Annotated in this window: 22 protein-coding genes and 2 tRNA genes; 3 read left to right on the top strand and 21 right to left on the bottom strand. The window is 55.9% G+C overall.

The genetic code is table 11. The features are described from left to right. Positions 1–24 precede the first annotated feature (24 nt). Both ACX80D_RS14540 and ACX80D_RS14535 read right to left on the bottom strand, forming a co-directional pair. Positions 25–663, bottom strand: a complete 639-nt coding sequence (locus ACX80D_RS14540; protein WP_459323593.1) for an anthranilate synthase component II — start codon at positions 661–663, stop codon at positions 25–27. Positions 664–831: 168 nt separating this feature from the next. Further along, positions 832–1,548 (bottom strand): class E sortase, encoded by a 717-nt coding sequence (locus ACX80D_RS14535; RefSeq protein WP_459323592.1) that lies wholly within the window; start codon positions 1,546–1,548, stop codon positions 832–834. Between the two features lie 332 nt (positions 1,549–1,880). Between ACX80D_RS14535 and ACX80D_RS14530 the strand changes: the two genes are divergently transcribed. Beyond that, positions 1,881–2,135, top strand: a complete 255-nt coding sequence (locus ACX80D_RS14530; protein WP_459323582.1) for a cell division protein CrgA — start codon at positions 1,881–1,883, stop codon at positions 2,133–2,135. Here ACX80D_RS14530 and ACX80D_RS14525 read toward each other — a convergent pair. The 10 genes from ACX80D_RS14525 to ACX80D_RS14480 form a co-directional block, all read right to left on the bottom strand. Beyond that, a complete protein-coding gene (locus ACX80D_RS14525) occupies positions 2,132–2,410 on the bottom strand; it encodes a hypothetical protein (RefSeq protein WP_459323581.1) in 279 nt (92 codons plus the stop codon). The genes ACX80D_RS14530 and ACX80D_RS14525 overlap by 4 nt on opposite strands. 204 nt (positions 2,411–2,614) lie before the next feature. Then, positions 2,615–5,239, bottom strand: coding sequence for a LuxR C-terminal-related transcriptional regulator (locus ACX80D_RS14520; protein ID WP_459323580.1), 2,625 nt, complete (start codon positions 5,237–5,239; stop codon positions 2,615–2,617). 2,302 nt (positions 5,240–7,541) lie between these two features. Further along, positions 7,542–7,676, bottom strand: a complete 135-nt coding sequence (locus ACX80D_RS14515) for a hypothetical protein (protein WP_459323579.1) — start codon at positions 7,674–7,676, stop codon at positions 7,542–7,544. A gap of 29 nt (positions 7,677–7,705) precedes the next feature. Next, on the bottom strand, positions 7,706–7,951 hold the full coding sequence (locus ACX80D_RS14510; protein WP_459323578.1) for a hypothetical protein: 246 nt from the start codon (positions 7,949–7,951) through the stop codon (positions 7,706–7,708). Between the two features lie 21 nt (positions 7,952–7,972). Further along, complete coding sequence (locus tag ACX80D_RS14505) at positions 7,973–8,971, bottom strand: SRPBCC family protein (RefSeq protein ID WP_459323577.1); 999 nt, start codon at positions 8,969–8,971, stop codon at positions 7,973–7,975. Further along, positions 8,968–9,213 (bottom strand): hypothetical protein, encoded by a 246-nt coding sequence (locus tag ACX80D_RS14500; RefSeq protein ID WP_459323576.1) that lies wholly within the window; start codon positions 9,211–9,213, stop codon positions 8,968–8,970. The genes ACX80D_RS14505 and ACX80D_RS14500 overlap by 4 nt, the downstream gene beginning before the upstream one ends. A gap of 222 nt (positions 9,214–9,435) precedes the next feature. Continuing rightward, positions 9,436–11,157: a TniQ family protein gene (locus tag ACX80D_RS14495; RefSeq protein ID WP_459323575.1), complete on the bottom strand. Its 1,722-nt coding sequence runs from the start codon at positions 11,155–11,157 to the stop codon at positions 9,436–9,438. Then, entirely contained in the window at positions 11,138–12,208 is a 1,071-nt protein-coding gene (locus ACX80D_RS14490) for a TniB family NTP-binding protein (protein WP_459323574.1), read from the bottom strand. Before ACX80D_RS14490 ends, ACX80D_RS14495 begins: the two co-directional genes overlap by 20 nt. Next, a complete protein-coding gene (locus ACX80D_RS14485; protein WP_459323573.1) occupies positions 12,205–14,226 on the bottom strand; it encodes a transposase family protein in 2,022 nt (673 codons plus the stop codon). Before ACX80D_RS14485 ends, ACX80D_RS14490 begins: the two co-directional genes overlap by 4 nt. Beyond that, on the bottom strand, positions 14,210–14,968 hold the full coding sequence (locus tag ACX80D_RS14480) for a TnsA-like heteromeric transposase endonuclease subunit (protein ID WP_459323572.1): 759 nt from the start codon (positions 14,966–14,968) through the stop codon (positions 14,210–14,212). The genes ACX80D_RS14485 and ACX80D_RS14480 overlap by 17 nt, the downstream gene beginning before the upstream one ends. A 495-nt stretch (positions 14,969–15,463) precedes the next feature. On the opposite strand from ACX80D_RS14480, the gene ACX80D_RS14475 reads away from it, so the two are divergent. Then, the gene (locus ACX80D_RS14475; RefSeq protein WP_459323571.1) at positions 15,464–16,015 is read left to right on the top strand and encodes a flavin reductase family protein; all 552 of its coding nucleotides are present in this window, start codon (positions 15,464–15,466) and stop codon (positions 16,013–16,015) included. Between the two features lie 82 nt (positions 16,016–16,097). On the opposite strand, the gene ACX80D_RS14470 is transcribed toward ACX80D_RS14475, so the two are convergent. Together ACX80D_RS14470 and ACX80D_RS14465 are read right to left on the bottom strand one after the other, a co-directional pair. Next, positions 16,098–16,793 (bottom strand): rhomboid family intramembrane serine protease, encoded by a 696-nt coding sequence (locus tag ACX80D_RS14470; protein ID WP_459323570.1) that lies wholly within the window; start codon positions 16,791–16,793, stop codon positions 16,098–16,100. A 260-nt stretch (positions 16,794–17,053) separates the two neighbouring features. Further along, the gene (locus ACX80D_RS14465) at positions 17,054–17,596 is read right to left on the bottom strand and encodes a peptidylprolyl isomerase (protein ID WP_459323569.1); all 543 of its coding nucleotides are present in this window, start codon (positions 17,594–17,596) and stop codon (positions 17,054–17,056) included. 137 nt (positions 17,597–17,733) lie between these two features. Between ACX80D_RS14465 and ACX80D_RS14460 the strand changes: the two genes are divergently transcribed. Beyond that, positions 17,734–18,726, top strand: a complete 993-nt coding sequence (locus ACX80D_RS14460; RefSeq protein WP_459323568.1) for a hypothetical protein — start codon at positions 17,734–17,736, stop codon at positions 18,724–18,726. Between the two features lie 133 nt (positions 18,727–18,859). Here ACX80D_RS14460 and ACX80D_RS14455 read toward each other — a convergent pair whose 3' ends face one another. From ACX80D_RS14455 to gyrB, 7 genes are all read right to left on the bottom strand, one after another. Next, complete coding sequence (locus ACX80D_RS14455) at positions 18,860–19,726, bottom strand: DMT family transporter (RefSeq protein ID WP_459323567.1); 867 nt, start codon at positions 19,724–19,726, stop codon at positions 18,860–18,862. Between the two features lie 81 nt (positions 19,727–19,807). Further along, positions 19,808–19,883: transfer RNA gene (locus ACX80D_RS14450), tRNA-Ala, on the bottom strand. A 40-nt stretch (positions 19,884–19,923) separates the two neighbouring features. After that, complete coding sequence (locus ACX80D_RS14445; RefSeq protein ID WP_459323566.1) at positions 19,924–20,043, bottom strand: DLW-39 family protein; 120 nt, start codon at positions 20,041–20,043, stop codon at positions 19,924–19,926. A 35-nt stretch (positions 20,044–20,078) separates the two neighbouring features. Continuing rightward, a tRNA-Ile gene (locus ACX80D_RS14440) sits at positions 20,079–20,152 on the bottom strand. A gap of 151 nt (positions 20,153–20,303) precedes the next feature. Beyond that, positions 20,304–20,849, bottom strand: coding sequence for a DUF3566 domain-containing protein (locus ACX80D_RS14435; RefSeq protein ID WP_459323565.1), 546 nt, complete (start codon positions 20,847–20,849; stop codon positions 20,304–20,306). Continuing rightward, positions 20,846–23,500, bottom strand: a complete 2,655-nt coding sequence (gene gyrA / locus ACX80D_RS14430) for a DNA gyrase subunit A (RefSeq protein WP_459323564.1) — start codon at positions 23,498–23,500, stop codon at positions 20,846–20,848. Before gyrA ends, ACX80D_RS14435 begins: the two co-directional genes overlap by 4 nt. A 70-nt stretch (positions 23,501–23,570) precedes the next feature. Further along, positions 23,571–25,601, bottom strand: coding sequence for a DNA topoisomerase (ATP-hydrolyzing) subunit B (gene gyrB / locus ACX80D_RS14425; protein WP_459323591.1), 2,031 nt, complete (start codon positions 25,599–25,601; stop codon positions 23,571–23,573). Positions 25,602–25,610: the final 9 nt, after the last annotated feature.

Here is a 25,610-nt window from a genome sequence, read left to right as displayed (position 1 = left end):
TTCTCTAGATGACTTCCATCAGGTCTAGCTGTTGATGAGTGGGCTCAGGGTGGCTGCCTTCGCGGCAGCACCTGTCAGTCCCAGTGATTCCAGCCAGTTACCCAACATGGTGTAACCGCCTTCGGTGAGCACTGATTCTGGATGGAACTGGACCCCACACAGTGGTGCGCTCTTGTGCGCCAAACCCATAATCACGCCGTCGGCCGTTTCTGCCGTGACCTCAAGGACCTCAGGAATGCTATCCGGGACAGCAGACAGGGAGTGGTATCGAGTGGCTGTGACAGGGCTGGGCAATCCGGCAAATACGCTGGCTCCGTGGTGATGAACCTCGCTAGTTTTGCCATGCATGAGCTGCTCGGCATGCGTAACCACGCCACCATAGGCTTCTGCCAATGCCTGATGACCCAGGCAGACGCCCAACATGGGCTTGTTGTTACTACCGCACCACTTGATTAATTCGATGCATACCCCAGCCTCTGCGGGGGTGCCGGGACCCGGGGAGACCAGTACGCCGTCGCGCGTGCCTGCCAGTTCCACAGCTTCAGCCAAGGTGACATCGTCATTACGCACAACTGTGGTTTCGGCGCCCAGCTGCTGGAGGTAGCCAACCAGTGTGTAGACGAAGCTGTCGTAGTTATCTATGACAAGAATCCGCACTGCCATTTCAGACTCCACCACCAATCGTTGAATCATTCAGAGGGTTGAATTGGGAGAGCCACGGGAAGACGAACTGCATCAACAACAGAACGGCTGCTGCCAAGAAAAGAATGGTTGTGATGATTCGGAACCACAAGGGCCCCGGGAGGTTTCTAAAGATCCAGCCGTACATACTCAGCCCTTCCCGTTCTGGTTCGCTGCAATTTGGGCGGCAATTTCTGCTGGAGGACCAGCGCTGGCAGGCCGCCACGAATCCAATAGTGAGTAGCTGATAATTCGCTCTTCCGCACCGAAGCGGGGATTACAACTGGTCATGGTCATAAAGCGATCAGTGGGTGTGGCGTCCGGCTGGGTGGGGATGGGAGCGAGAACGTCAGCCCGGTTTGGCATGACAATTTGGTTGTTCCGGAACATATAGGTGTAGTAGCCGTCCTTAGTCTGGACATATATTTTGTCTCCAGGGACCAGTGTGTGGACGGCGTCCAGAACGGCACCGTGAGTCTGTCGGTGACCTGCCACGGCAAAGTTTCCTACATCGCCCGGCATCGCGGTGCTGTCATAACGACCCAAGCCGAGCGAATCGAGCTGCGCAGGGGCGGTCCCTTCCACTAGCGGCCTGCTGTAGGTGGCGCCGAATCGCGGAATGTAGACCACCCCGAACACTGTGCTTCCTTGTTCTGGCGCGACCATCACCTTAGGCGGTCCGTAATCAACGGGAGGTGCGTCCGCAGGCGGAGGCGTCACCGGGCCTTGAAATTCTTGGGCAAACTGGGAGACGGCGGCTTGCTGAGCGGAATTAGCCTCAATATTCGTCCACCACAGCTCCCACACCACGAATAGCAACAAGATAACGCCACAGGTAATAAGCAGTTCACCCATGACCTGGATCAAGGTTCGAAAGAATCCTTGCTTTGGACGCTGAGCCTTCCGGCGTCCGGCAGCACGCTTGTTCCTGGTACGTATCTTCTCGTTATCGGTGATGAGTTCGTCAACACCCACAGCTGATTCGACATGGTCGGGCGATCGAACCACGCGGGTCTCCTGACTGAAGTTGAGCGGTAGTGTCATGCAATCCCCAGCTGCCTTAAATGCGGCTAGAATTACGTCAACAATACCGGCAGTTCAGGGCCTTGGAAAAATTCCCCAGCAACATCACAGGCAATGGACGGCTCACCCCCATCGAGGTGGTCGTTTTCTTGCGATCACAATGTCAAGGAGCTTTTGTGCCTGAGTCAAAATCGCGTCGCCGTCCCACCAAAGGTCCGGCTCAAACGCCTTCTAGTAAGACACAGAAACCCAATGCCGTGTGGTTCCTTCCAGTTATGGTCACCTTGATGCTGGTGGGCCTATTCTGGATCATCACCTACTACATCTCAGATGGTAAGTTACCCATCCCCGATATCCACAACTGGAACATCGCGATTGGTTTTGCCATTGCACTATCCGGGTTCATGATGACCACCCGCTGGCGCAGCTAGTTCTCAGTCTTCTTATCTTCGCCTAGGTCACTTTGAATGTAGTGGCCACGGGGATCTTTTGCGGCACGGCCCGGTACGTCTCCGGCCGTGCCGTAGTTGGCTTCAACGAACCTTCCGCGCTCAGCCTCAAGCTCCGCCTCTTCAGTGCCTGCCTGCCCGTAGTCACCTTCAACGTAGCGGCCTTCAGAGTCCTCTGAGCCGTGCTCTGCCTCTAAACCGGCCTTGCCGTAGGAGCCCTGCTCGTACCGACCGTGATTGTCTTCTTGCTTTGTCATGATTTTTGACCGTCTTTCGTAGCGCCAGCTGCTGAAGCCAGCTGGCATGGGGGTGCCGCTTCTGCCTCAACTTTAGTCTTGTGCCGCAGTTCTGGACAGAGCAGCTGATTCCTTTCGCAGACCTGCTCACAGAGAACACCCAAGACATCTCAACGCTCCTGCACTGACGGCAGGGCCTTGACGCATGTGAATACCGGCTGCCAGCTAGAGGTCGTAGCGGACGACAATGCTCTCTTTCGATGATTGAAAGTCGCTTAGTTGTTGAGGCTCGTCACCATTCATCCGGGAGGCCAGCTGTTCCCTGGATTGGATGTCCAACTTGATGAACGTCCGGTATAGGTGACCTTCAATGGTGCGCAAGGAAACATGGAGGCTGGAGGCTATTGAATTATTAGATTCGCCCTGAGCAACCAAGAGCGCTATTTGGTGCTCCCGACGCGTCAGGGAGGGGGCTTCGAAGGCGTTGAACACCGGGGACACCACCCAAGGCAGTTGTTCACGCATGGCAGCCACCTTGCTCGCTGTCTTACTGCTCTTGTGGACTTTGCCGCTGTTGTGAAATTTGTTCAGAGTATGGGTAGCCAGTTCAACGGCAACCAGATCGAAGCCGTACTTCCTGGCTATAAGGCTGGCTCTGTCAAGATCTGCCGGATTTTGCGACGCCATGGCGTTGGACCACTCAAGGAAAAACTCCTTACTTCCGGAATCCACCCTTGCCGCAATTTCTGACAACCGCGACACCGCAGTGTCGTCACCTACACGCACTAACAGAGAGAGCACCGTCAGCTCGATCCCCGTAAACCCCCGCGTCCGGCATTCGCGCTGCAGACTACGCAACCTGACCAGCCCCATTTCACGTTGGCCAGTCATAACCTGGGCCGCAGCCGCATAAGCGGATGCTTCAAGTTCATGAAATTTTCCACTGCGTCGGTTCAGTAACGCCAATTGCGAAAGTTGTTCTTGAGCTCCCACTAAATCCCCTTGCATCACCAGAGAATAGGCCAACAGACCTAACGCCGTGGGTAGCACAGACAGAGGATCGTAATCAGCCAAGGCCACCGAAGCAGACCGCAGGGCGGGGAGAGCCTCTTCAAAATAGCCGCGTCGACACGCCATGGTAGCGGCTGCAAGATCGCGCAACCCGCCAGATGACAACATCAGATCCGTATTGACGAATATCGCCGGATGCAACGCCGCACGCGCAAGGTCCCACGCGCCGTCGTAGATGAGCGCAGCCGTAGAACGGGTGTAGGCCAACAACGAAACATCAGGACGGGGGAATCCTTCAGGACGCTCCAGCTCCGCGAAAACCTCACCAGCCAGAACGACAGCCTGACTCATCTTTCCCGTGGCACTCAAAATTTCACCCAAAAGCGCCTTCAAAATCACCTTGTCACTGACGTTGTCAGCCAAAGGATGTTTCAGAACCTTTTCAATAATGGTCGTGGCGCCCTCAATATTCCCTATGGTTACATCCCGTTTCGCCATCACCATCAGTACGCTAATCTCGGCCCGGGTTCTGGCTTGGTGCACGGACACCATGCCAAACCGTTGTTGGAATTGCTCCAAAACGTGGTTGAGTTGTGCCTCATAATCGAGCTCAGCAAAGTAACTTATATGAACTGCCCGTATGGCGCTGGCCGCCGCCTCCGGAGTAGCTGCCAACTCAAAGGCCCGCCGGGCTTGGCTGCGGGCTTCAACAACGAGATTCTGGTTAGACAACGCCACGGCCTTCTCTGCCAATAATGCTGCCTGATACTCCGAGCGAACCGGCATACTGCAAAACTGCAACGCTTCCACCGGCCGCATCAGCTGATTGGCGAAAATGGCCGCCTCAAGGAGCTGATCGTCATCAACGTGAAGCCCGCAATCCAGAGTCCACCGCGTGATGTTGGTAATTTCAATGGGCGAGGGTTGATTCGAGGTTGGCAGCACTTTGGTAACTTCGTTCAGAAGTTGCCTGCTGCGTCCAATGGGAATCATGGCGCGAATGGATGCCGCAGTAACGAGGCGGGATAGCTGCATCCTCAATACCGGGCCCGGGGTAATAGCCACCAATTCACGCTGCTGAATGTCATCGACTGCTTCAACACTGGAGAGTTCAAGAATGGCGTCCAGTGGCAATGTACCGGCCAAGGCCAAAATTTCAATGACTCTGCGAGACTCCTCAGGCAGATGTGCCAGATCCATCTGCATGAATTCCCAGGCTTCTGAGCTCAGCTTGTCGCCGGGATGGTCAAGAATCCACACGTCGTTGACTTTGCGGAGCGAGCCTTCTTCTTGGGCGCCTGCTATGAGCCCCTTGAGTACCAAAGGATTTCCAGCAGAGCGGCTGGTTAAATAGTTGATGACGGGGCTGGCAATTTGTCCACCGAGGACTTTCTCCAGCATTTCCTGCACATCATCTGTTTGCAGCGGTCCAAGTTCGAAGCGGGTCAAGTGGCCATCGCGCCACAGTTCCCGGAGCTGGCTGCTGTGGCTGCCATGTTGGTCAACGACGATAAGCTTCGCAACAGATGACATGACCACTTGCATGATGATGGCTGCGCTCTGGTTATCCAGGTTCTCTGAGTTATCGACCATTAAGAAAACGCGCGTGCTCGAAGCAGCCGCTTCATCAATCTGCTCGAGCAAGCCGTTGAGGACCTCGTAGTAGTCACTGGTACGAACCACATTGGCGCCTACCCGGGCATTGACGGCCCCAAAGGGAATGCCGGCTAGGGCTTTGCTGGCGGAAAGCCTGATGGTAGTGGATTCCGGACCGAGCTCATCCAGAATCTGGCTCAACATCCAGGTTTTTCCTGCACCGCGGGCACCAACTATCAGCACGCCTCGTGAACTGTTATTCCTGAGCTGGAGAACGATATCCCTTGCCTTTGCGCGACGGGCCACTCATCCCCATTTCATACAGTGTCAGCCCATCCGGCACTGCCCTTCAGAGGCCTCAAACCAGGCCACGTAGTACAAGCTCCAGCCCTATAGCAGCGACTCTGTGCCCATTCTAAGTAGGCGAGGTCCAATGTGTCGACGCGCCGCCTGTGTTACGGACAGAAACACGAACAATCGAAGCATAAATGTAGGAAACCGAGCTGACTGTCACCAGTAAAACGCGCTGACCTGCGACGATGCTCAAGCCAAAGCCACCGCTATTCTCAATTTCGTCACACTTTCCTACGACCGACCTCAAGGGCTCTAGACCCCGTCCCTTATATGGCACGTCACCGGGCCCTAAATCGGGCGGGGCATACGGGAACAGAGAGGCCGCTGGATCGCGCAGATCGTCAACCCAAGAATTTCAACCACCGTTGGGCCAGTCACCGACCGTCTTGCGGGACGCTTCGGCAACGTCTATACGTGAGAGCACTTTCGGCACAGTCTGGCAGTTCTGGACCGGCACGCTGGCAATGCAAACCGTACAAAGTGTCGTCTGAGGGTCGATTCTTCCTGGAACGTATGCGCTTCCATGCGAGACCAGCAAGAGAGAGGGCGACAAGCACGATGACGACAATAAGGAACCCATCCCAGCTAGTGGAGCTGGTGTCGTTGCAGTTCAAATTGCCCGTCACACACGATGCGACTATACGTAATTGGGTCATGCATCCAGCGAATCCATACGTACCAAGTTCAGCAAGCACTTCACCTACGTTGTTGGCCGATTGTGGCAATCAGGGTGTTACCCACACTGAGACGTTTCTCACCCAACCAGCAGCTTTAGAGACCGATCCCACTTCTGGTTCCGCATAGGGAGATGGAACTGCGGTGCTCTCGACTTCTGAATTTTGTGCTGTCGCTTTCTGAAAGTGACAATTTCACGACCGGCAGTGTCTCAATGCGGAGTTTTCCAATTCGTTGGAACTGGGATGTCCTGCGAGGAACCAGGACCATGGGCGGGATCTAGTGAAATGCAGTCCCCATTCGGCCCGCGTGTTACAACTGCGGGCTCGACGCGTGGCGTGCACCCTCAGCAAAAATGGTGCGGGGCGGGCAAGGGGTGCATACGGATGCACTTTCCTTGCCCGCCCCATAAGGTGCGTTGCTGTGGTCGTCTCAAGCTGTCGAGGACCACGTACTGCTGGTGTTACTAGTGTTGCTGTGATCATCTCAAGCTGTCGAGGACCACGTACTGCAGGTAATGCTGTTGTTCTGATAGTGCTGTTGTTGCTGGTGGTGAGGTGTCCGTCTCCTACTGCTTGACGGTCCGGTACTACGGGTACTGCCATTACTTGTGTTGCTGTGGTCGTCTCAAGCTGTCCGACGACCACGCCTTCCGGGTCCTGCTAGTCCGTCTCCTACTGCTTGACGGTCAGGTACTGCTGGTACTGCTGTGGTCGTTCCAAGTTTTTCCAACGGCCACGTCTTCCGGGTACTGCTGTGGTCGTCTCAAGCTGTCGACAACCACGTACTGCTGATGTTGCTTGTGTCCGTCTCCCACTGCTTGACGGCCAGGTTTACTGCAACGGTTCTTCCCCGTCGACAATCAACTTCAACTACATTTTCAACTACATTTTCAACTACTGCGAACGGGGGAACTTCCGCTCTCATTTTCTTACGAGAAAAAATATAGCCACTTCCTGAAATCTCGTCAAGTCGACCTCGAACAGACTGAGTTTCATAGGGGCACCACCGCCATGGGCCAGACAGGGAGCGCACCAGAAGGCACTCGGGATCTGGTGCAAATTTCCATGTGCGCCTCAAGTCTGCGGTGGTTTAGATGGGGACACACTTGGTTGCTCAGGTATTGAGGCGAGGCGAGGGGTGCTGTCAGGTGGACAGGGAATCGTGCGCCGGGGTTACTGGTTGTCGCTGGCACATGAGGCTGTAAGCCAATTGCCAGTCTGTCCGTTTAGCGTTCTGCTTACGAGACCCACAAACCATTCCAAGCCGGCAAGCCAGAACCTTGCTACCAACAACCATGAGGCCATTGTCTGGTGACACGAAACCCTGAATAGTGACACGCAGCTCCGGATCCTACAAAAGTGTAGGATCCCGAGCTGGCTGTCACCAGCGAAACGCGCTGACCTGCGACAATGCTCAGGCCAAAGTCAACGTGATTCTCAATTTCGTGACACTTTCCTATGACCCACCTCAAACGCTCGAAACCCCGTCCCGTATAAGGCACGCTCACCGGGCATCAGATCGGGGCATACGGGAATAGGGAGGCCGCCGGATCGCGCAGATCGTCAATCCCAAGAACTTCAATCACCTTTGCGCCAGTCACCGACCGGCTTGCGGGACGGATGAAAAGTCCTGAGCCTGGTTGTTCCACGCGGGCGAGTCTGACGCGCCTCAGGCTACTTACTCATCCATTTCAGGATCTCCGGTAACGCTGTCGCGCCCCTCCTCGCGGCCGTGTGCCCATGCGGTCGCGAGGAGTGCGGTACCGCCGAGAAAGCTGAGCATCGCAAGGCCTTGGAAGGCCCAACCGACAAGAGTGCCGCTGCTAGCCCACTCGTTGAGAGGTTCTTCATGCCGCAAGATCAACCATGCGAAGAGCACGGCGATCATGACGATGCCGAGAACAACTTGTGCGACTCGTTTCATTACTTTGTTCCTCTGGACCAATTAGCGGAATGCTCGACTGATGCCGCCGCTCAGTTGCGATAATTGCATCCAGATCCCGAAGCGCACGAGCGGGCGGATAAGCATTCCGCGGATCGGACGAGAAGGGCGATTGGAGTTACGTTCCCACTTCAAAGAGATGCGCAGGTGAGTACCGCCAGTTGCGGGCTCCAGCTCGATCCAAACGCGCTTGGCGTCAGCCTGTGGTGAATCGGGATAGGTGAACTGCCACTCGATCAGTGTTTCGGCTGTGCATGCGAGAAGTTCGACGTCCTGAGTCTGGAATGCAGGCTTGATCCGAATCGGTTTGCCATCAGACCGCCGCGTTCGGGCGTGCGTTGTCCAGCGATCGCCAATCTGAGCTTCTTTTTGTGTTTCTTCGAGCATGACATCACCAATCATCGGTTCCCACTCAGGAATCCGTGTTGGATTGGCGAGCAGTCCCCAGACCTGCTCGACCGGAGCCGGGACGAATGTCTCGCAGGCTCCCGAGCGTCGGCCTGGCTGGATGGCATGTTTTGGCGTGAGCGTAGGGTAGCGCTGAACTTCATCGAGTCGTGCGATCACCAGATCGGGCGCGGAGCCGAGACGCTGTAATACTTGGTCGATCATGCCGCTTGGCTCCGTGACGAGTTCGCGCAGCACGGCGGCGGCGTCGCCACACTTCTCGCCGTCGCTCGCACGCTTGATGACTACTAAGGCCCGGTCACTCCACTCGTAGCCACCAGTTTCATGGAAGACGATCCGGCCCTGCCGCGGAAGTCCAGTGCTGATGCCGAGTGAGGCGAGTTGTGCTGAATGCTGCTCTGCTACTGCTTCCCGTGCAGCTTTAAGCGTGATCCCTGCACTGCGCAATACTTGCCCGGCGACCTGTTCGCTGACCATCAGGGCAAGAAACATGTGATCAATGTCAGTGCTGCGCTGGCCGAAGCGGGAGGCTTCCTCCATGGCGGCGACCGAGAGCGTGTGCGATGTGGTTGCCGCGTTGGTGAACTTACTCACTGGTTCCTCCTTGGAACGGGGATGCTCTGATCTACCTTCTTGGCGTACTTCTTATGCACTGCTTGCCTGGAGACTCCGAGAGCATCGGCGATGTTCTGCCAGCTCATACCCAAAACCAGACCCGCCTCAACTTGCGCGAGTTCGAGTCTCTCGGTGAGTGCACGGAGGGAAGCGATGGCGCGAAGCCCGGCGCGTGGGTCGCTGGTGTCTGAGGCGACTGTTGCGATCTGTCCTGACTTCATGCTGTCAACTTACATTGCTAAGGAATAGCTGTCAACAATGGTTGCTAATCAGTAGTCTCTGGCGCATGCCCATCATTACCGTCTCGCAAGCCGTTCAGCTTACGGGACGGTGTTCGACGATGTTCACATGGGATCATCATCGTCTCCTTCATTATCTCGAATTCTTGATAATTGGGGATAATTCAAGATAAACGCTCCTGCCGTCAATGTACTGGTCGAAGGTCATTCCGCATGATCGCCACTGCGGAAATGTGGGCGCCAGATGACGGGTTCATTCATCCCGCGGTTGTGGAGGATTTCCTTGGCGAGGAGGTTGAAGTGGTAGTGGACGGTGCGCCGGTATTCTTGGTCGTTTCTCCACATCTCGGTCTCCGTCTGGCTCATGGCTACGCGGCTGTAGAGGGCGGGAACGAACCGTATATCGCCGCCTGTGTACAAAGCCCAGAATCTGCAGGTTAGCGCAGGAAAGTCAGCACTGGTTCCAACGTTGTCCTGCCAATACTCGGTGAGGATTTTCAGCAGTGGTTCCGGATTGAGCAATTCCTTGCGGCGCCGGCCGTAGTCAATCAAGAGCTCCTCGTTATTGAGTGCTTCGAGGAATGGCTTGATCCGGTAGACCTGGCGGTTAACTTCACCGACAAGATCGTTCCTTCTGACGTTTCTGGTGATCTTGCTGTGGTCTTTGTATTGGAGTCCCAAGCGGCCAGCCGCTCTGGACCAATCTGTCTGGTGAATGGCTCGGACCAATGCCACTGAAATAGCGATCTTGGTCGTATAGAGATGCTTGCTGTGGATGCCTTCCAAAGCGCTGGGCCAGATCATAGCCGGAAGGTTTCGTTCATGGAAATGAATACGTGGAAGCATCGCTTCTTGGCTCCAGACTTCCCAAGGACTCCGTTCGACGCCACGAGTAGCCTGTCCAGAGAATGTCTTGGCCGGAATGATTGTGTCGGTGTTCAGCTGAAGCCAGTTGCCCGCAAGGGTGGGAACAGTCAGGCTAATGCTTGCCTTTCTGTTAAGAGCGGCTAATTCCAGTTGGGCCTCACGCTGAGTATCCGCGCACAGGATTCGGGATGCCTCCGCCACTGCTTCGGGCGTGCGTGGCGTTGCCTGATATCCAGACTTACTGGCCTTGATCCCCTTGCCGTGAGCAATCAACCCTAAAAAGAGTGTGCAGGCCTCACGAGGTTTCAGGAGGGTTCCGCACATGGGAATTTCCTGGCTGCCGACCAGGACTGAATCAAGGACCCATTTCAAATGATCTTGGGCGAAGAGCCGCTCCGCCGTCGTGTCCCCGCTGGGTTCTGCCTGGCGAAGATCAAAGCCACACACTCGGGTCTTCACAACGTCACCATCAGGGGTGGCTACGTTGGTTTTACAGCATTGCCAGCCATCTCTGTTGTCCCACAGCCAGTCAATGCCATGAAACGGCCGGGATTGGCAGTTCGGACACAGCTTCTCCAGACGAACACCGTGCTCGGGGCAGTACGTGTAGAGCGGATTGAGCCAGTCAGTCACCCACCGCCCATCATTTCCTCTCAAGCACAGCGGACAGTATGAGCTGCCATTCACAGCGGCGACTATTGTTGCCGTGGTTTCTGCGCCGAAGCGTTGCAGTGCCGGCAGTTGCCATCCGGCCGCCATCCGCTGAAACTCCTCGATCCGGCATCCACTGGTATTTGTAACATTCTGAGCGAAGTGTTGGGCAGCGTTATGCATTGTTCGATAGTTTTGGCGCCTGATGGGTAGTCCCAACAGGTGCACCATAGTTTTGGTGTCGATCCGGTAGAGCCTTGCCATGGCCCGCAACCAGCTCGGCAAAGTTTCCCCCGGAACGGCTTTGGGCTGCAGCGGCCACAAGGAATTACCCACCGGATCAGACACAGATCCGGACTGATCCACGATGGTCAGGGAATGGTCATCATCAAGAGGCTGCGTAGGCATTACTTGCCGCACTATCGGTGACAGCCATCGCCAAAATTTTCTCCGAAATACTCTCCTCACCCGTGGCGATGGCCAACTGTGCACACCTCTCCACTAATGAGGCCAGCGAAGCAATATGGCCCTGCGTCCGCTCAAAGATCAGGACCGCCTGATCAACGAGCATCCCCGCCCGCGGTGCACCGAGATTCAGACTGCCCTCCAAAAGCTTCAGCATTGCCGTCCAAGCCTGGGAGCCAGTATCAGTGGTGAGCGAGAAGGGTTGGATCGGGCACACCGTAGTCCTGCGGGCAGTCTGAGCCAGGGCCGCGGACTCACCGTAGAGTCCTTCACTGAAGAAGCTCTTCTCCGCCAAACCCACCCCGGTATAAATAAATGTCACTGGCAGTTCGTTAGCCAACCACTTCAGATGGTTGCTGATCTCGGCCCCCGAGCGGTGGTTGAAGTCCACAAAGTGAAGATCATCAACAATGATCACCGCCGTTTCACAGCGCACCACCATCTCCACCGCCAGAGACGTCAATTTCGTTGCCGTCACCTTATTCAGGGCCGGGTGACCGTAGAACTCAACGATGCGAGAGTTCAACGCCTTCAGCGTGCTGTTAGCCGTCAAAGATACAAAGACGACCGGGATCCGCTGGTTCCCTTCCGTGGTCCGCGGCCCATAACGGCGAATCTGCGCACGATGAAAGCTCTTCCCGTAACTGGCAGCAATCGTTGTCTTACCCAAACCCGGCGGGGAATCAATAGCGACCGCACCCTTAAGCCTGTCTCCATCACGCCGATTCGAGGCCATCACCTGATCAATCAATGTAAACGCGTGTTCAAGTTGCTGAGTCCGCACGGTAGGGATATTGGAATTCCACACCATCCGACACTCGTTGTAATCCTCCAACGCCTCCTCATCCAAGGCCCTCAGCGCCGGCAAGTCCAACCGATCCAAAGGATCACGCTTCACAGCATCAACATAGGCAAACCAACCAGCCTTACTGCCCAGCCGGTACGGGTGTGGGCCATTACGCTGCAACCACGCGATCCACGGATTCTGGCTCATTCAAAGACCTCCAGCTCCCGGCCAGGCTGGTCTTCGTAGTACTCAGCGAAAACGTCAAAGACCCGGCTATTACGCTCCTCAGCTTTCTCATCCCGGACTTTCCGTGCTGTCCGGGTAGCCGGCTTCACCTCGCCACCGGCGGTAGGCTCCGCTGGGGCCGGATCGGCCGCGGGCTTGGACTTGTTCTGCAACCCTTGGTGTTTCCCAGCCGAAAGCCGTTTGGAAAGATTCGTTTCACTGCGAGAAAGGATCTCCTTCGACCGCCACTTCTCCAACAGTTCAAAGACTGCCTGTTCCGGATTCACATGCCTGTTCTCCCGCCTGGCCACCTCGCGCGCGTACTCCGCTGCCTTCTGGGAAAACGGGGCATCCAACATGGGTGCGTGCTCCCAGTCCAAACGGTGCCAACGGCGCTCATCAGGATCCTTGAAATACACGTACCTCACATCATGGGTGTCATAAAAGAACGGCCACTTCCCAGCATTGGCCCCACGCTCCCTCGACTTCAGGTTCCTGTACTTATTGAGCACCACACCGTCGTAGCGTTGACCCCTGATCTCCACCCCGTAATGCTGGATTGAGCGCCAATGAACAGCCAGAAAATCAAAGACAAGATCCTCCGAGGCTGGCAACCGTAAATGCCCGGTCTTAGCCAACCCAGCCTCAAACATCTCCACCGGGGACAGTGAAATACCGGGTACCTCAGGGATACACAGCCCAGCATGAGAACTACGGTGATAAACCGTCGTGACCCACTGGCGGATCATGTCCTCCAACTCGGTCACATAGTAGACGGCCTTGTTCTCCACATTGTCGCCACGAGAGTGAACATCCGGGCCCTTATAGCCCGGCAAATGCTCCAGAAAAGACTGCCTCAACGTCCTGAAGAAACGCTCCACGGCTGGCTTATCGGTTGGCTTATGCGGTGTGGCCGGCTGAATATTGATCCCGATCCGTAAGCACGCACCCCTGACATGATGCGAAAGGTACGCCTTGCCATGATCAACCACGATCGTCCCCGGAACAGCCCCCAACGGGGCATGATCCTCCCCAGTACCAATGACCAAATTGCGTGGGACCCCGTGATACGGGAACCCCTCAGAATCCTCCTCCGGCGGGGCGACAACCTGGTACAACACATCAGCAATATCGCGTGCATCCGTAGAAATCGGGGCCAACCGCAACCCCACAATGCACCGACTAAACAAATCAATCGCGACCGTCAGCTCAACCGGAACCCACCGCCCAGTACCCTCCTCCAAAGCGAAAACATCCAACGGCGTGGAATCCATCAACACATACTCACCCGGATACTGCGCCCTCAACCGCCCATACATTCCCTGCGGCCGCTCAGCAATCGACCGCCGCGCCTTCCCCTGACCAAATGCCTGCCGCCCCTTCGCCAACTCATCGAGGCGCCGATAGGCCACAGCCTGACTGGGGAAGATTACTGATCCTGGCCCGAATTCCTCGTCCAATGCGCGCCGAACACGACCGATAACAGCCTTCTTCGTGGGTGTTGACTCACAGACCAGTTCAGCCAAGACCAGCAAGCAAGCTTTATCCCAGCGCGGATCAATCCGGGATTCGTACTTCCGAGTGGCCAAACTATCAATCAGACCGGACAGCCCTGCGCTACGGTACTCGGCAATCTTGCGCCGCATGGTCCTCACACTGAGCCCCTGCCGCACGGCAGCCTGACGGACGAGCTCACTCTGGGTAGTGCCCTCTGCCCGCTCGGAATCCAAAATTACCAACAGCTCCCGCTCCAGCGACTGCAACTGTTTCAATTTCGCGGGACTCAGCCGGGACAAGGCCAATGAAATCGGCTCTCTGGCGGACACCTCGCGCTCCATGACGGGACTGATGTGGGCCTGTGCGATCATGGCCGCGCCGACTCTTCTCAGTGTCTGTCCATTGGAAATCAGGATCGATGAGCCAGTAATTTCCTGCACAGTCCACATCTCAGCCTCGAGCCATATCGCCGAACCTACAATGACTTCAAACGTTGTGGACATCGAGCTCTCCAGACCCGAGAAAAATAATGGTGTCGTCGTTCAATGGCGACTCCATATCGAAAACCAGCACTCCGCACCACAAAAGATGCAGCAATGCCGTACGCACGAAATACTCACCGCCATGGTGGCTCGCGAGCATAGCAATCGTTTCCCCTAACGAATGATGCTCAATGAAGTCAACCAAGAGTCTTCTCAGCTCATCGTTGTTGGCCAAGGAGCGCCGTCGAGAAGATCCCAAGAACTTTGTATTGCGCAGGAGAACTGCTGAGGCACCGGTCCACACTTCATAGTCCCAGCCCCGGATTGCACAAATTTCACCGGTCCAATCGAAAACGGCGGCAGTGTCTGGATCTTCCAGACGGTGCTCTGGCTTCACATCCACGACCCGAACCCGGCCAGAAGTCATACGGAGCATGATGTCAGGAACATGGCGCCGGCTGCGTCCAGCGCACCACCCGGTCATTTCAAATGGTTGAGTAGCAATCCATTCAACAGCGGGATCAAAATCCTTTAGCCACAAGCAATCCAATTCCAACAGACTCTCGTAAATCAGCAACGCCCCGGTAGTCGATGACCAAAACAACCCGGGATAGTTCCGCTGGTTTCTATACGTTGGAGGCTTCCGCACGGGCAACCCGTGGAGCACAGCGTCCACGTCAACCTCGCTGAAGCGCGTACTAACCTCACCTCGGTCAACACAGAGGTAACGCACAATAACGTTCTGACCCCGGATTTCGGTCATGCCACAAGTATGCGACTGGTGACACGAAACTGAGAACGGTGACACGCTGGTGACACGAAACTGAGAAAAGTGACATCCAAAACGAGAACCTACAAAAAGACTCACTGGGAATGCTCGATTTTCTGATATCCCCACAGTTGTCCACAGTGTGGATAACTGTTTCCCACAACCCACACACTTATCCACCAGCGTGGACAACTTCTTCGAACTATCCACAAGCTGTTTTCGAAATCACTATTATCCAGAGTTGTTCACAAGGTTATCCACAGAAGTGGATAACTTTCTCATGGTTTCGGCCGAATAGGTCCTAGACAGCGTCAGAAAAGTAATCCACAGCTGTGGAATGACATGTGTGTAACTTATACCCAATGTGGATAACCATGGGGATAACCTCTTGTACTAGAGGTTGAAAAGTTCTCGAACTACAGCTCTGTAAGTTATGCCCACGTGTGGACATTCATGTGGATAACTGTGGATACGTGCAACGATGGTGCTATGGAACTACCTGATCCCGCCGATATGCACAGAGTTTTCCCACAGCAGCTCACACAAGAGATGGTCGATGAATATCGCAGGCTCAGTGCCGAGCAAGCCGGCTCGGTGGCAGTCGTTAGCACCCGTATCCGTAACCGTGATCATGCAGCAACAGTGAGCGCCTACCTGTCAGTGTCCTATGACCCTCCGACATTGTTGGTCAGCCTCTACGCAGAATCCCGGATTGCTGCCGCCGTCGCAGAATCTGGATCCTGGGCCTTATCGTTACTCACTGCGGAACAGAAGGCCCAAGCGAATTGGCTAGCCAGTCCGGGCACACCAATAGAGGGACTGTTGAACCAGATTGATTTCAGGCGTGGGCCTGTCACGGGAAACGCCCTTATGGCAGGAGCATTGGCCTGCTTTGAAGTGGAAACCACAGCCATTCACGAGGCTGCCACGCACCTATTGGTAGTGGGAAGCATCGTTTCAATGGGTGAAGATGCCCAATGGACACAGGAATTGTCACCGTTGATCCACTATGGCGGCGACTACCGCCGACTCAAGCCCTAACACGGCCCCGCAGTCGGGTTGCTTAGCTGCCGAGGACTCAAGCAGCCCAGCGCAGAGTGCGCCAGGCGCCGTCGAACGTTCGCTAGAGAATGGTGAAGGCTGGGAACGTGGAGACTTTGTACAGCGCGAGGGCGAGCATGATGACTGCGATGGCGCCAATCCCGCCCCACTGCACCAGATTGCGGTTCTTGGCGGGGGCATAGGCCACTGCGGCTGCACAGAGCACTCCGGCGATGAGACCGCCCAAATGGGCCTCCCACGCTATGTTGGGGACAACGAACCCAATGGCGGCGTTGATCAACAACAGCACCACGATCTGCCGCAGATCTCCACCGCGCTTTTTCTGCACCACGAACAGGGCGCCGAACAGACCGAAGACGGCACCGGAGGCACCCACAACCACGGTGTCAATGGGTGAGATTAAGAGAACGCCCACTGAGCCCGCGAAGGCGCTCACAAGGTAGATGGCGAGGAAACGTGCCCGGCCAAAGGCGGGCTCTAGGGCGTTGCCTAGAATCCAGAGTGCATACATATTGAAAGCGATATGCATAAGGTTCGTTGAGTGCAGGAACGCTGAAGTCACCATCCGCCACGGTTCAGATTCAGTGTAGAACGGGGCGTAAGCGAAGTTCTGGAAAATGAATTGCTTGGGAATCGCTAGGTCCAAAGCGTACATGGCCACACAAATGGCCATCATGGTGATGGTCACGGCAGGCCGCCCAGCACGGGCGGTGCCACCAAAAATAGTTCTGCGGGTGGGAACAGATTTAGCTGCCACCTTCACACAGTCCACGCATTGAATCCCTACAGCAGCACTGCGCTGACAATCCGGGCATGCCGGCCGTCCGCACCGCTGACAGCTCACATAGGAAACCCTGTCGGGGTGCCGTGGGCAGACGGGGGCGCCAGTGGAGGATTCCGGGACCGGATAGGCAGAACTCATGAAGCGGATCCTAGTTAGAGGTATATAAGGAAGGCTTTGGCTGCCGGATTCCCTAACGGGAAGCGGCAGCCAAAGCCAGAAGGGTTATGCGTGTTTTAGAGCTCTACAACGGTGACAGAGTTAATGACTACGTCTTCGCGAGGCTTGTCGCCCGCACCGGTTGCAACGCCTTCAATAGCGTCAACAACAGCCTTTGAGGCCTCGTCCGTGACGTCACCGAAGATGGTGTGCTTGCCCTGGAGCCAGCTGGTGTTCACGGTGGTGATGAAGAACTGTGAACCGTTAGTGCCGCGGCCGCCCTGCGTGCCGGCGTTAGCCATAGCGAACTTGTAGGGGTCGTTGAAGTTCAGGTCGGGGTTGATTTCATCGTCGAACTGGTAGCCGGGGCCGCCGATGCCGCGGCCCAAGGGATCGCCAGCCTGGATCATGAAGTCTTTGATGATGCGGTGGAAGATGGTGCCGTTGTACAACGGAGCGTTGGTCTTCTCGCCGGTGCCCGGGTGTGTCCATTCGATGGAACCCGTAGCCAGGCCAACGAAGTTAGCCACGGTCTTGGGAGCGTGGTTTCCAAAGAGGTTAACCTCAATGTCGCCCAGGCTCGTGCTGATAGTTGCTTTTGCGGTTGGGATAGCAGTCATTGAGCTAGTCTGTCATGCAAAAATGGGAAATTTCTGTCAAGACATACCATTCCGCGCCGGGCGAACTGTTAGGTGATGGCAAGAGAGGCTCTCTAGACGTAGGCTAAAACATGAAACTGCTGACATCTGGAGGAAACGTGAAGAAAGTCGACCGCTTTACCCAAGGATTGGAAGATTCATTGAACACCAGCGTAGATAGTGCTCGCGATTGGGCAGCTCCACATGTAGAAACAGCCAAGGACTGGACAGCCCCTCGCGTTGAGGCGGCTCTTAACTGGGCTGTTCCCCGCATTGAAAAAGGCATTGAGCAGGCGTCCCCCATCGTTCAGGATGGTTTGCGCAAGGCCGCACAGTACACGGCCGACGGCGTTGCATCCGTGACCCCGAAACTGCAGGAGGGCTTGGAGAAGTTGGCACCCCGGATTTCCAATGCTGTTGACGAAGCTACCCCGCATCTTCAGGACGCTCTGGGAAAGGCCACTCCGGCAATCACCAGCGCCAAGGACAGGGTGGTGGACGATTTCTTCCCGCTCGTTTCGGACAAGCTGGGCGGTGCTGCCCACGCCGTCGAAGTTGCTCTTGAGAAGTCCAAAGTTTCTCATCAGCTCGAGATCGCTGCGGCCAAGCTGACGGGTAACAAGAAGGCTCTGGCGCAGGCTGAAAAGGCTGCTGCTGAGGCCGCCAAGAAGTTCGCCGCGCAGATGAATAAGGCCGCTAAGAAGGACAAGCGCAAGGGCCGTGGCTGGATTGTGATGGGCGTATTGGTAGCTGCCACTGCCGCTGGCGTTGCTGCGTGGAAGGCTTCAAAGCCGGTGGCTGATCCCTGGCAGACTCCTGCTCCCGTGGCCCCTTCTCCTGTTGTTACTCCGGCCCCCGTTGCCACACCTGCTCCGGTGCCTGCGGACGACGGCGCAGCCTCCAAGGCTGCTGATGTCACCGACACTGTGGCGGACAAGGCCAAAGACGTGGTTGAGGAGACTTCCGAGAAAGTCGCCGACACTGTGGACGCAGCAAAGGAGAACTTGGGCGATGCCGCAACAGACGCCAAAGAGGCGGCTGCAAAAGCCAAGGACGCTGCCACAGCTGCCGCGGCTGATGCAGCTCCGAAGCCGAAGGACCCCAAGCACTAAGGAATAAGCACTAAGCACCACAGGAAGGCCGGGAGCATCGCTCCCGGCCTTCCTGCATCTATCAGAGCTAATTAATGCCTCTAGTTTTCCCGCTAGAAGGCCCTGTTCCTTGCTCTTTAGCTTCCCTGGAGACTTATTTCTTGAGTCCGCTGCGGCTCTGGCGCAGGATCACCACAGCTAGGCCAGCCAGAATAAGTGCCAAGCCAGCGTAGGTGCCCGGAGGTAATTGCTGCCCGAGGAAAAAGCCTGCCAGTAGAGCAGCTCCCGGAATTTCGACCAGAATCATCATGGAGACCACTAACGGGGAAATCGTGGCTAAGAGGTAGTTGAAGATGGTGTGGCCAAAGAGTTGAGCGGCCACAGTTACGCCAACAATGCCCCACCAAGCTTCCGGTGGAATGTTGAGTAAAGGTTGGCGAAAGATGAGGCACATGGCTAACAGGATCAGCGAACACACACCGTAGCAAAGACTCGTGTAGACGCTGGTGGAAAGAGTCTTGCGCGCTCTGGAACCGGCCAGGGTGTAAATTGCGGCGAGCACTCCACCCACCACTGCCAAGAGATCACCCACCAGGGCCTCGCGGGAAACTCCCATGTCAAAGCCTGTAATGACCACTACGCCTATCAGGGCGGTTCCTAAGCCCAGCAATACAGGTCTGGCTGGCTTCGATCCCCCGAGCCACTGAAACAGGGCGATCCATGCTGCCTGCAGGCAGACAAGAGCAGTTGCAGCCGCAACACTCGTCAGCTTCACTGCGGTCACAAAGCAGGCGAAATGCAAGGCTAGAGCTGTTGCCGCAATGAGGGTGTACTTGATTTCCAATCGGGTTAGGGACGCAAGAAATCGAGGAGTTGTGATCAGTACGGGTGCACCCAGTACCAATGCGCCGAATACATTGCGCCAGAGCGCAATAGTCAGCGCTGGGGCCAAGGTGGCCGCCATGATGGGGCCGGAAGCTGAAACACCCAAGATGCCCACAACGGCCAGTAAAAATATCACTGCCTAAGCCTAGGCTACGAGAGTTGTGGTGGTGTGCAGATAAAAAAACGACCCCGGTCTAATGACCGGGGTCGTTTCTCATGGTGGAGGCACGGGGACTCGAACCCCGAACCCCCTGCTTGCAAAGCAGGTGCGCTACCAATTGCGCCATGCCCCCATGAGGCTGATTCAGTATATATGAAACCTAGCGAAAAGATTCAATCGAGTGAATCAGTTGCCTTGCTCCATGTTGTCTTCACAACGTTGGATTCCCGCCGTTTCTTGTTGAGGAAAACTGCAGCACCCAAAGCCGTGATCAAGATCAGCAACTTCTTCACTACACACCATCCTTGCCAAGAACCGATTGGTTCCGTGGGCGTACCTGGACTTGAACCAGGGACCTCTTCGTTATCAGCGAAGCGCTCTAACCGCCTGAGCTATACGCCCTTCTTAGCCCTCATCGGGCCGAGATAAAACTTTACCCCACACAATCCCAAAGTCCAAAATCGGCGGGTTTACAGGACTCTTTAGACCCGCCGATTTTGGACTATGGAAGAAAATTTCAGCGATTTCCGCCAAAATCCATGATTTTTAGTGATTAGTCATCCGTCAGGGTGACGCCAATGCCGCCCACCAGGGTGGCTGAGATGTTGTACAGCACCGCTGAAAGCACAGAAAGTGTGGTTAACAGCACAACATTTACCACGGCAACAATTGTGGAGAAGGAAGCTACCTGCCCCAACGAAACAATGGTCAGCAGGTCGAAGGGAACCCCGCCTTCCTTGCCCTGGATCTCATTAACGAAAGCATTGACCGTCTCAAAGAGGCCCATGGTATCCAGCAGCGACCACAGCACGATAGCTGCAACCACAGTGACAATGCCCAGGGCTACTGACAGCAAGAACGCCATCTTCAGGACCGACCAGGGATCCACCTTGCTGATGAGCAAGCGGGCACGGCGGGCCTTGGCCTTAGGCGCCGGCTTAACCAGCGCCGGAGGCGTCTTGGGTGCCGGGCGTTTTGCCGCAGCCGATCCTGCCGCCGGGGCGCTCGTAGGGCGCTGCGCTGGACGCTGCGCGGGGCGGGCAGGGGCACCTACCTTCGGGGCGGAGCCGGGCCGCGGAATCGGGTTGTTGGTGCTCAATCGGTACCTCCAGTTGTTCCGTCTTGACCCGTTAACGGTACTTCATCAATCGGTTGGATTCCCTCGGAATCACGCTCAGAAGCGGTGATCGGGCTTTGCGGAGCTTCAATTTCCGACAATTCATCATCCTCATCAAGGCCTCGCTCGCTGTTGCGCGCAACCTCAATGATCTTGTCGTTCTTGTCAGGTTTAGCGAAAATGACGCCCATGGTATCGCGTCCCTTGGCGGGAACTTCCGAGACATTGGAGCGCACTATCTTTCCGCCGCTCATTACCACCAGAACCTCATCATCTTCTTGGACAATCAAGGCACCAACTAGGTCTCCACGATCTTCCACGAGCTTGGCTACCTTGATACCCAACCCCCCTCGTCCCTGCAAGCGGTACTCTCCAACAGCGGTACGCTTAGCGTAACCACCCTCTGTGACAATAAACACAAATGAACCATCGGTAACAACGTTGGCAGCCAACAGCTCATCAAAGTCACGGAACTTCATGCCAGTGACCCCCGAAGTCGCCCGCCCCATGGGACGAAGTGCCTCATTGGTGGCTGTGAACCTGATCGACTGGCCCCTGCGGGAAACCAGCAACAAGTCATCAGAATCAGAAACCAGCTGCGCTGAGACCAGTTCGTCGCCGTCACGCAGATTGATGGCAATGACACCTGCAGAACGGTTGGTGTCGTAGTCCTCGAGCGAGGTCTTCTTGACCAGTCCGTTCTTAGTGGCCAACACCAAGTACGGAGACTGCTGGTAGTCCTTGAGTTCCATAACCTGGGCGATCTTCTCGTCCGGTTGGAACGCCAACAGGTTCGCGACGTGCTGGCCCTTGGCATCACGGCCGGCCTCAGCAAGCTCATACGCCTTAGCCCGGTAAACGCGGCCCAGGTTAGTGAAGAACAGCAGCCAGTGGTGCGTGGTCGTCACAAAGAAATGCTCGACGACGTCGTCCCCTCGCAATTGTGCGCCCTTAACTCCCTTGCCGCCACGGTGCTGTGTGCGGTAATTGTCGCTGCGGGTGCGCTTGACGTAACCACCGCGGGTGATCGTGACAACCATTTCCTCTTCAGGAATGAGGTCTTCCATGCTCATGTTGGGGTCGTAGCCCATCATGATTTCGGTACGACGGTCATCACCAAAGCGGGCTGTGATCTCGGCCAGTTCCTCGCTGACAATCCCGCGCTGAACTTCAGGATCTGCAAGAATCCGGTTGAATTCGGTGATCATTGTTTGGAGGACGTTGTAGCGGTCTGTGATCTTCTGGTGCTCCAAGGCAGCCAAACGTCGCAACTGCATATCCAAGATGGCCTTAGCCTGGATCTCGTCAATGTCCAGCAGCTCGATCAGTCCGTCACGAGCTTCTTCGGTAGTGCTGGATCGGCGGATCAAAGCAATCACCGCATCCAGGGCATCCAGCGCCTTCAGCAGTGCACGCTGAATGTGAGCTTCCTCCTCAGCCTTCCGCAGACGGAAACGGGTACGCCGAACGATGACGTCCATCTGGTGAGTCACCCAGTGACGAATGAAAGCATCAAGCGGCAACGTGCGGGGCACACCGTCCACAATGGCCAACATGTTGGCACTAAAGTTCTCCTGCAGCTGTGTGTGCTTGTACAAGTTGTTCAAGACAACCTTGGCAACCGCGTCGCGCTTGAGAACAATCACCAACCGCTGGCCTGTACGGCCCGAGGTTTCGTCGCGCATATCCGCGATGCCTGAAATCTTGCCGTCTTTGACCAGATCGGCGATCTTAATGGCCAGGTTGTCGGGGTTCGCTTGGAAAGGCAGCTCGGTTACTACCAAGCAGGTACGACCCTGAATTTCTTCGACGTTGACCACGGCACGCATCGTAATGGAACCGCGGCCTGTGCGGTACGCGTCCTCGATGCCCTTGCGTCCCAAAATTTGCGCACCAGTGGGGAAATCAGGCCCCTTCACCCTCTCAATCAGTGCGTCCAAAAGTTCTTCGCGGCCCACTGTGGGGTTCGCCAGATACCACTGGACACCCTCGGCAACTTCACGCAGGTTATGGGGAGGAATGTTGGTGGCCATACCAACGGCGATACCAGAAGATCCATTGACCAGCAGGTTCGGGAATCGAGATGGCAGGATGGTCGGCTCTTGGTTCTTGCCGTCGTAGTTGTCCTGGAAATCGACGGTTTCCTCGTCAATGTCGCGAACCATTTCCATGGCCAGCGGGGACATCTTTGTTTCTGTGTATCGAGGCGCTGCAGCTCCGTCATTACCTGGAGAACCAAAGTTTCCCTGCCCTAATGCGAGAGGATAACGCATGGTCCAGTCCTGGATGAGGCGCACCAAAGCGTCGTAAATAGAACTGTCACCATGAGGGTGATACTGGCCCATGACTTCACCGACAACGCGTGCACACTTGTTAAAGGAGCGCTCCGGGCGGTAGCCGCCGTCGAACATGGCGTACAGCACCCGGCGGTGGACCGGTTTGAGTCCGTCACGAACGTCAGGTAGCGCACGACCCACAATAACGGCCATGGCATAGTCGAGGTAGGAACGCTTCATCTCCGTTTGGAGATCAATTTGTTCAACCTTGTCGTGCAGGACATTCCCTTCAAGAACGTCATTTCCCGTGGTTTCCACGGTCGTCTCTGAAGGATCCTGTGGTGTCTCGTCACTCATAATCTTTTATATTCCATTCCCAATATATGTCTGTTCAGCTCTATGTCGAGGTAGCCATCTATGGCAAGTCCTAGATATCGAGGAACCTGACGTCCTTGGCGTTTTGCTGAATGAAGTTACGTCGTGATTCAACGTCTTCGCCCATTAGGGTGGAGAAAACTTGGTCAACTTCAGCTGCGTCATCCATGGTGACCTGAAGCAGCGTGCGGTGTTCGGGGTCCATAGTGGTGTCCCACAACTCTGTGTAGTCCATTTCACCCAAACCCTTGTAGCGCTGGATGCCATTGTCTTTAGGGATGCGTCGACCCGAGGCAGCTCCGGCAGCTAGGGCCGCGTCGCGCTGCTTGTCGCTGAACACGTAATCGTGGGGCGCATTGGACCATTTGATCCGGTACAGCGGCGGCTGAGCCAGATACACATAGCCGTTTTCAATCAGCGGCCTCATGTATCGGAACAACAGAGTCAGCAACAAGGTGGTGATGTGCTGACCATCAACATCGGCATCGGCCATCAAGACGATCTTATGGTAACGAGCCTTCTCAACATCGAAGTCCTCACCGATGCCGGCCCCGAAAGCAGTGATCATGGCCTGAACTTCGGCGTTGCCCAAGGCCCGGTCCAAGCGGGCACGTTCAACGTTGAGAATCTTGCCGCGCAAGGGCAAAATGGCTTGGGTCGTTGGGTTCCGTCCGCGCACTGCCGAGCCGCCTGCGGAGTCACCCTCCACAATGTAGATTTCCGAGAGTGCGGGATCCTTGGATTGGCAGTCCTTGAGTTTTCCAGGCATACCACCGGATTCCAATAGCCCCTTGCGGCGCGTGCTTTCACGAGCCTTACGGGCCGCAAGCCTGGCCATGGAGGCCTGGATTGATTTACGAATCACGTCGCGGGCCGGGCCCGGGTTACGCTCAAGCCAATCGCCAAGTCCGTCAGTCACAACGCGCTGAACGAAGCCCTTGACTTCTGAATTACCGAGCTTGGTCTTTGTCTGGCCTTCAAATTGGGGCTCTGAAAGCTTCACAGAAATTACCGCTGTGAGTCCTTCGCGGATGTCATCACCGGTGAGGTTGTCGTCTTTCTCCTTGATGATGCTTTTCTCCCGCGCATAGCGGTTGATCAGCGAGGTCATCGCCGCACGGAAGCCCTCTTCGTGCGTTCCACCTTCGTGTGTGTTGATGGTGTTGGCATAAGTGTGGACACTTTCGGAGAAGGATGTGGTCCACTGCATGGCAATTTCCACAGCCATGCTCCGTCCGGAATCCTCGGTTTCGAAGGCGATGACGTCATCATGGACTGGTTCATGCTTCTTAGAGGTATTCAGGTGCTTGACATAATCGAGCAGACCATCCATGTACTCGTAAACCACAACCCGCTTGCCGGTGGCAAGGTCTTTGCCCTCGGGGATTGCGTCAAGGTCTACGTCTTCGTCGTCGGGGGCTTCAACGGCGCGCTCGTCAGCGAGCGTGATCCTCAATCCCTTGTTGAGGAACGCCATCTGCTGGAAGCGGGCACGAAGTGTTTCAAAGTCAAACTCCACCGATTCAAAGATGGTGGGGTCCGGGTAGAACGTCTGGGTTGTGCCTGTCTCGGTGGTGGTTTCACCCTTGACCAGAGTGCCCTGGGTCTTACCCCCGTCGGCAAAACTCATCCGCCACACAAAACCTTGACGTCGAATCTCAGTATCAACTTTGCGGGACAGCGCGTTGACGACAGAAATACCCACGCCGTGCAAACCACCAGAAACCGCGTAGCCGCCGCCACCGAATTTACCGCCAGCGTGCAAGATGGTCATGACCACTTCAACTGTCGGTTTACCCTCAGTGGGGTGAATATCAACGGGAATGCCACGCCCGTTATCAACCACTTTGACACCGCCCTCAGCTGTCAAGGTGATCTCGATGTGGTCGCAGTAGCCGGCAAGGGCCTCATCCACAGAGTTGTCAACAACTTCGTAGACCAGGTGATGCAATCCACGCAGGCCTGTGGAGCCAATGTACATACCGGGACGTTTACGGACGGCTTCCAAGCCCTCCAACACAGTGATGTCGCTGGCATCGTAGTGGCTAGTATCGGCTGGCGCGGACGGTGTTGCGGTGTTCACTTCCGCGCT

It is taken from the genome of Arthrobacter sp. Sr24 (genome assembly GCF_054511175.1).
The sequence above is the reverse complement of the archived record's forward strand: the minus strand, read 5'-3'. Positions and strand labels throughout refer to the sequence as shown.

Bases quoted from the DNA above. Each gene is read 5' to 3' on its own strand.
- ACX80D_RS14540 (WP_459323593.1), bottom strand. From the start codon at position 663: ATGGCAGTGCGGATTCTTGTCATAGATAACTACGACAGCTTCGTCTAC.
- ACX80D_RS14525 (WP_459323581.1), bottom strand. From the start codon at position 2,410: ATGACAAAGCAAGAAGACAATCACGGTCGGTACGAGCAGGGCTCCTAC.
- ACX80D_RS14510 (WP_459323578.1), bottom strand. From the start codon at position 7,951: ATGAAACGAGTCGCACAAGTTGTTCTCGGCATCGTCATGATCGCCGTG.
- ACX80D_RS14500 (WP_459323576.1), bottom strand. From the start codon at position 9,213: ATGAAGTCAGGACAGATCGCAACAGTCGCCTCAGACACCAGCGACCCA.
- ACX80D_RS14495 (WP_459323575.1), bottom strand. From the start codon at position 11,157: ATGCCTACGCAGCCTCTTGATGATGACCATTCCCTGACCATCGTGGAT.
- ACX80D_RS14490 (WP_459323574.1), bottom strand. From the start codon at position 12,208: ATGAGCCAGAATCCGTGGATCGCGTGGTTGCAGCGTAATGGCCCACAC.
- ACX80D_RS14485 (WP_459323573.1), bottom strand. From the start codon at position 14,226: ATGTCCACAACGTTTGAAGTCATTGTAGGTTCGGCGATATGGCTCGAG.
- ACX80D_RS14480 (WP_459323572.1), bottom strand. From the start codon at position 14,968: ATGACCGAAATCCGGGGTCAGAACGTTATTGTGCGTTACCTCTGTGTT.
- ACX80D_RS14475 (WP_459323571.1), top strand. From the start codon at position 15,464: ATGGAACTACCTGATCCCGCCGATATGCACAGAGTTTTCCCACAGCAG.
- ACX80D_RS14465 (WP_459323569.1), bottom strand. From the start codon at position 17,596: ATGACTGCTATCCCAACCGCAAAAGCAACTATCAGCACGAGCCTGGGC.
- gyrA (WP_459323564.1), bottom strand. From the start codon at position 23,500: ATGAGTGACGAGACACCACAGGATCCTTCAGAGACGACCGTGGAAACC.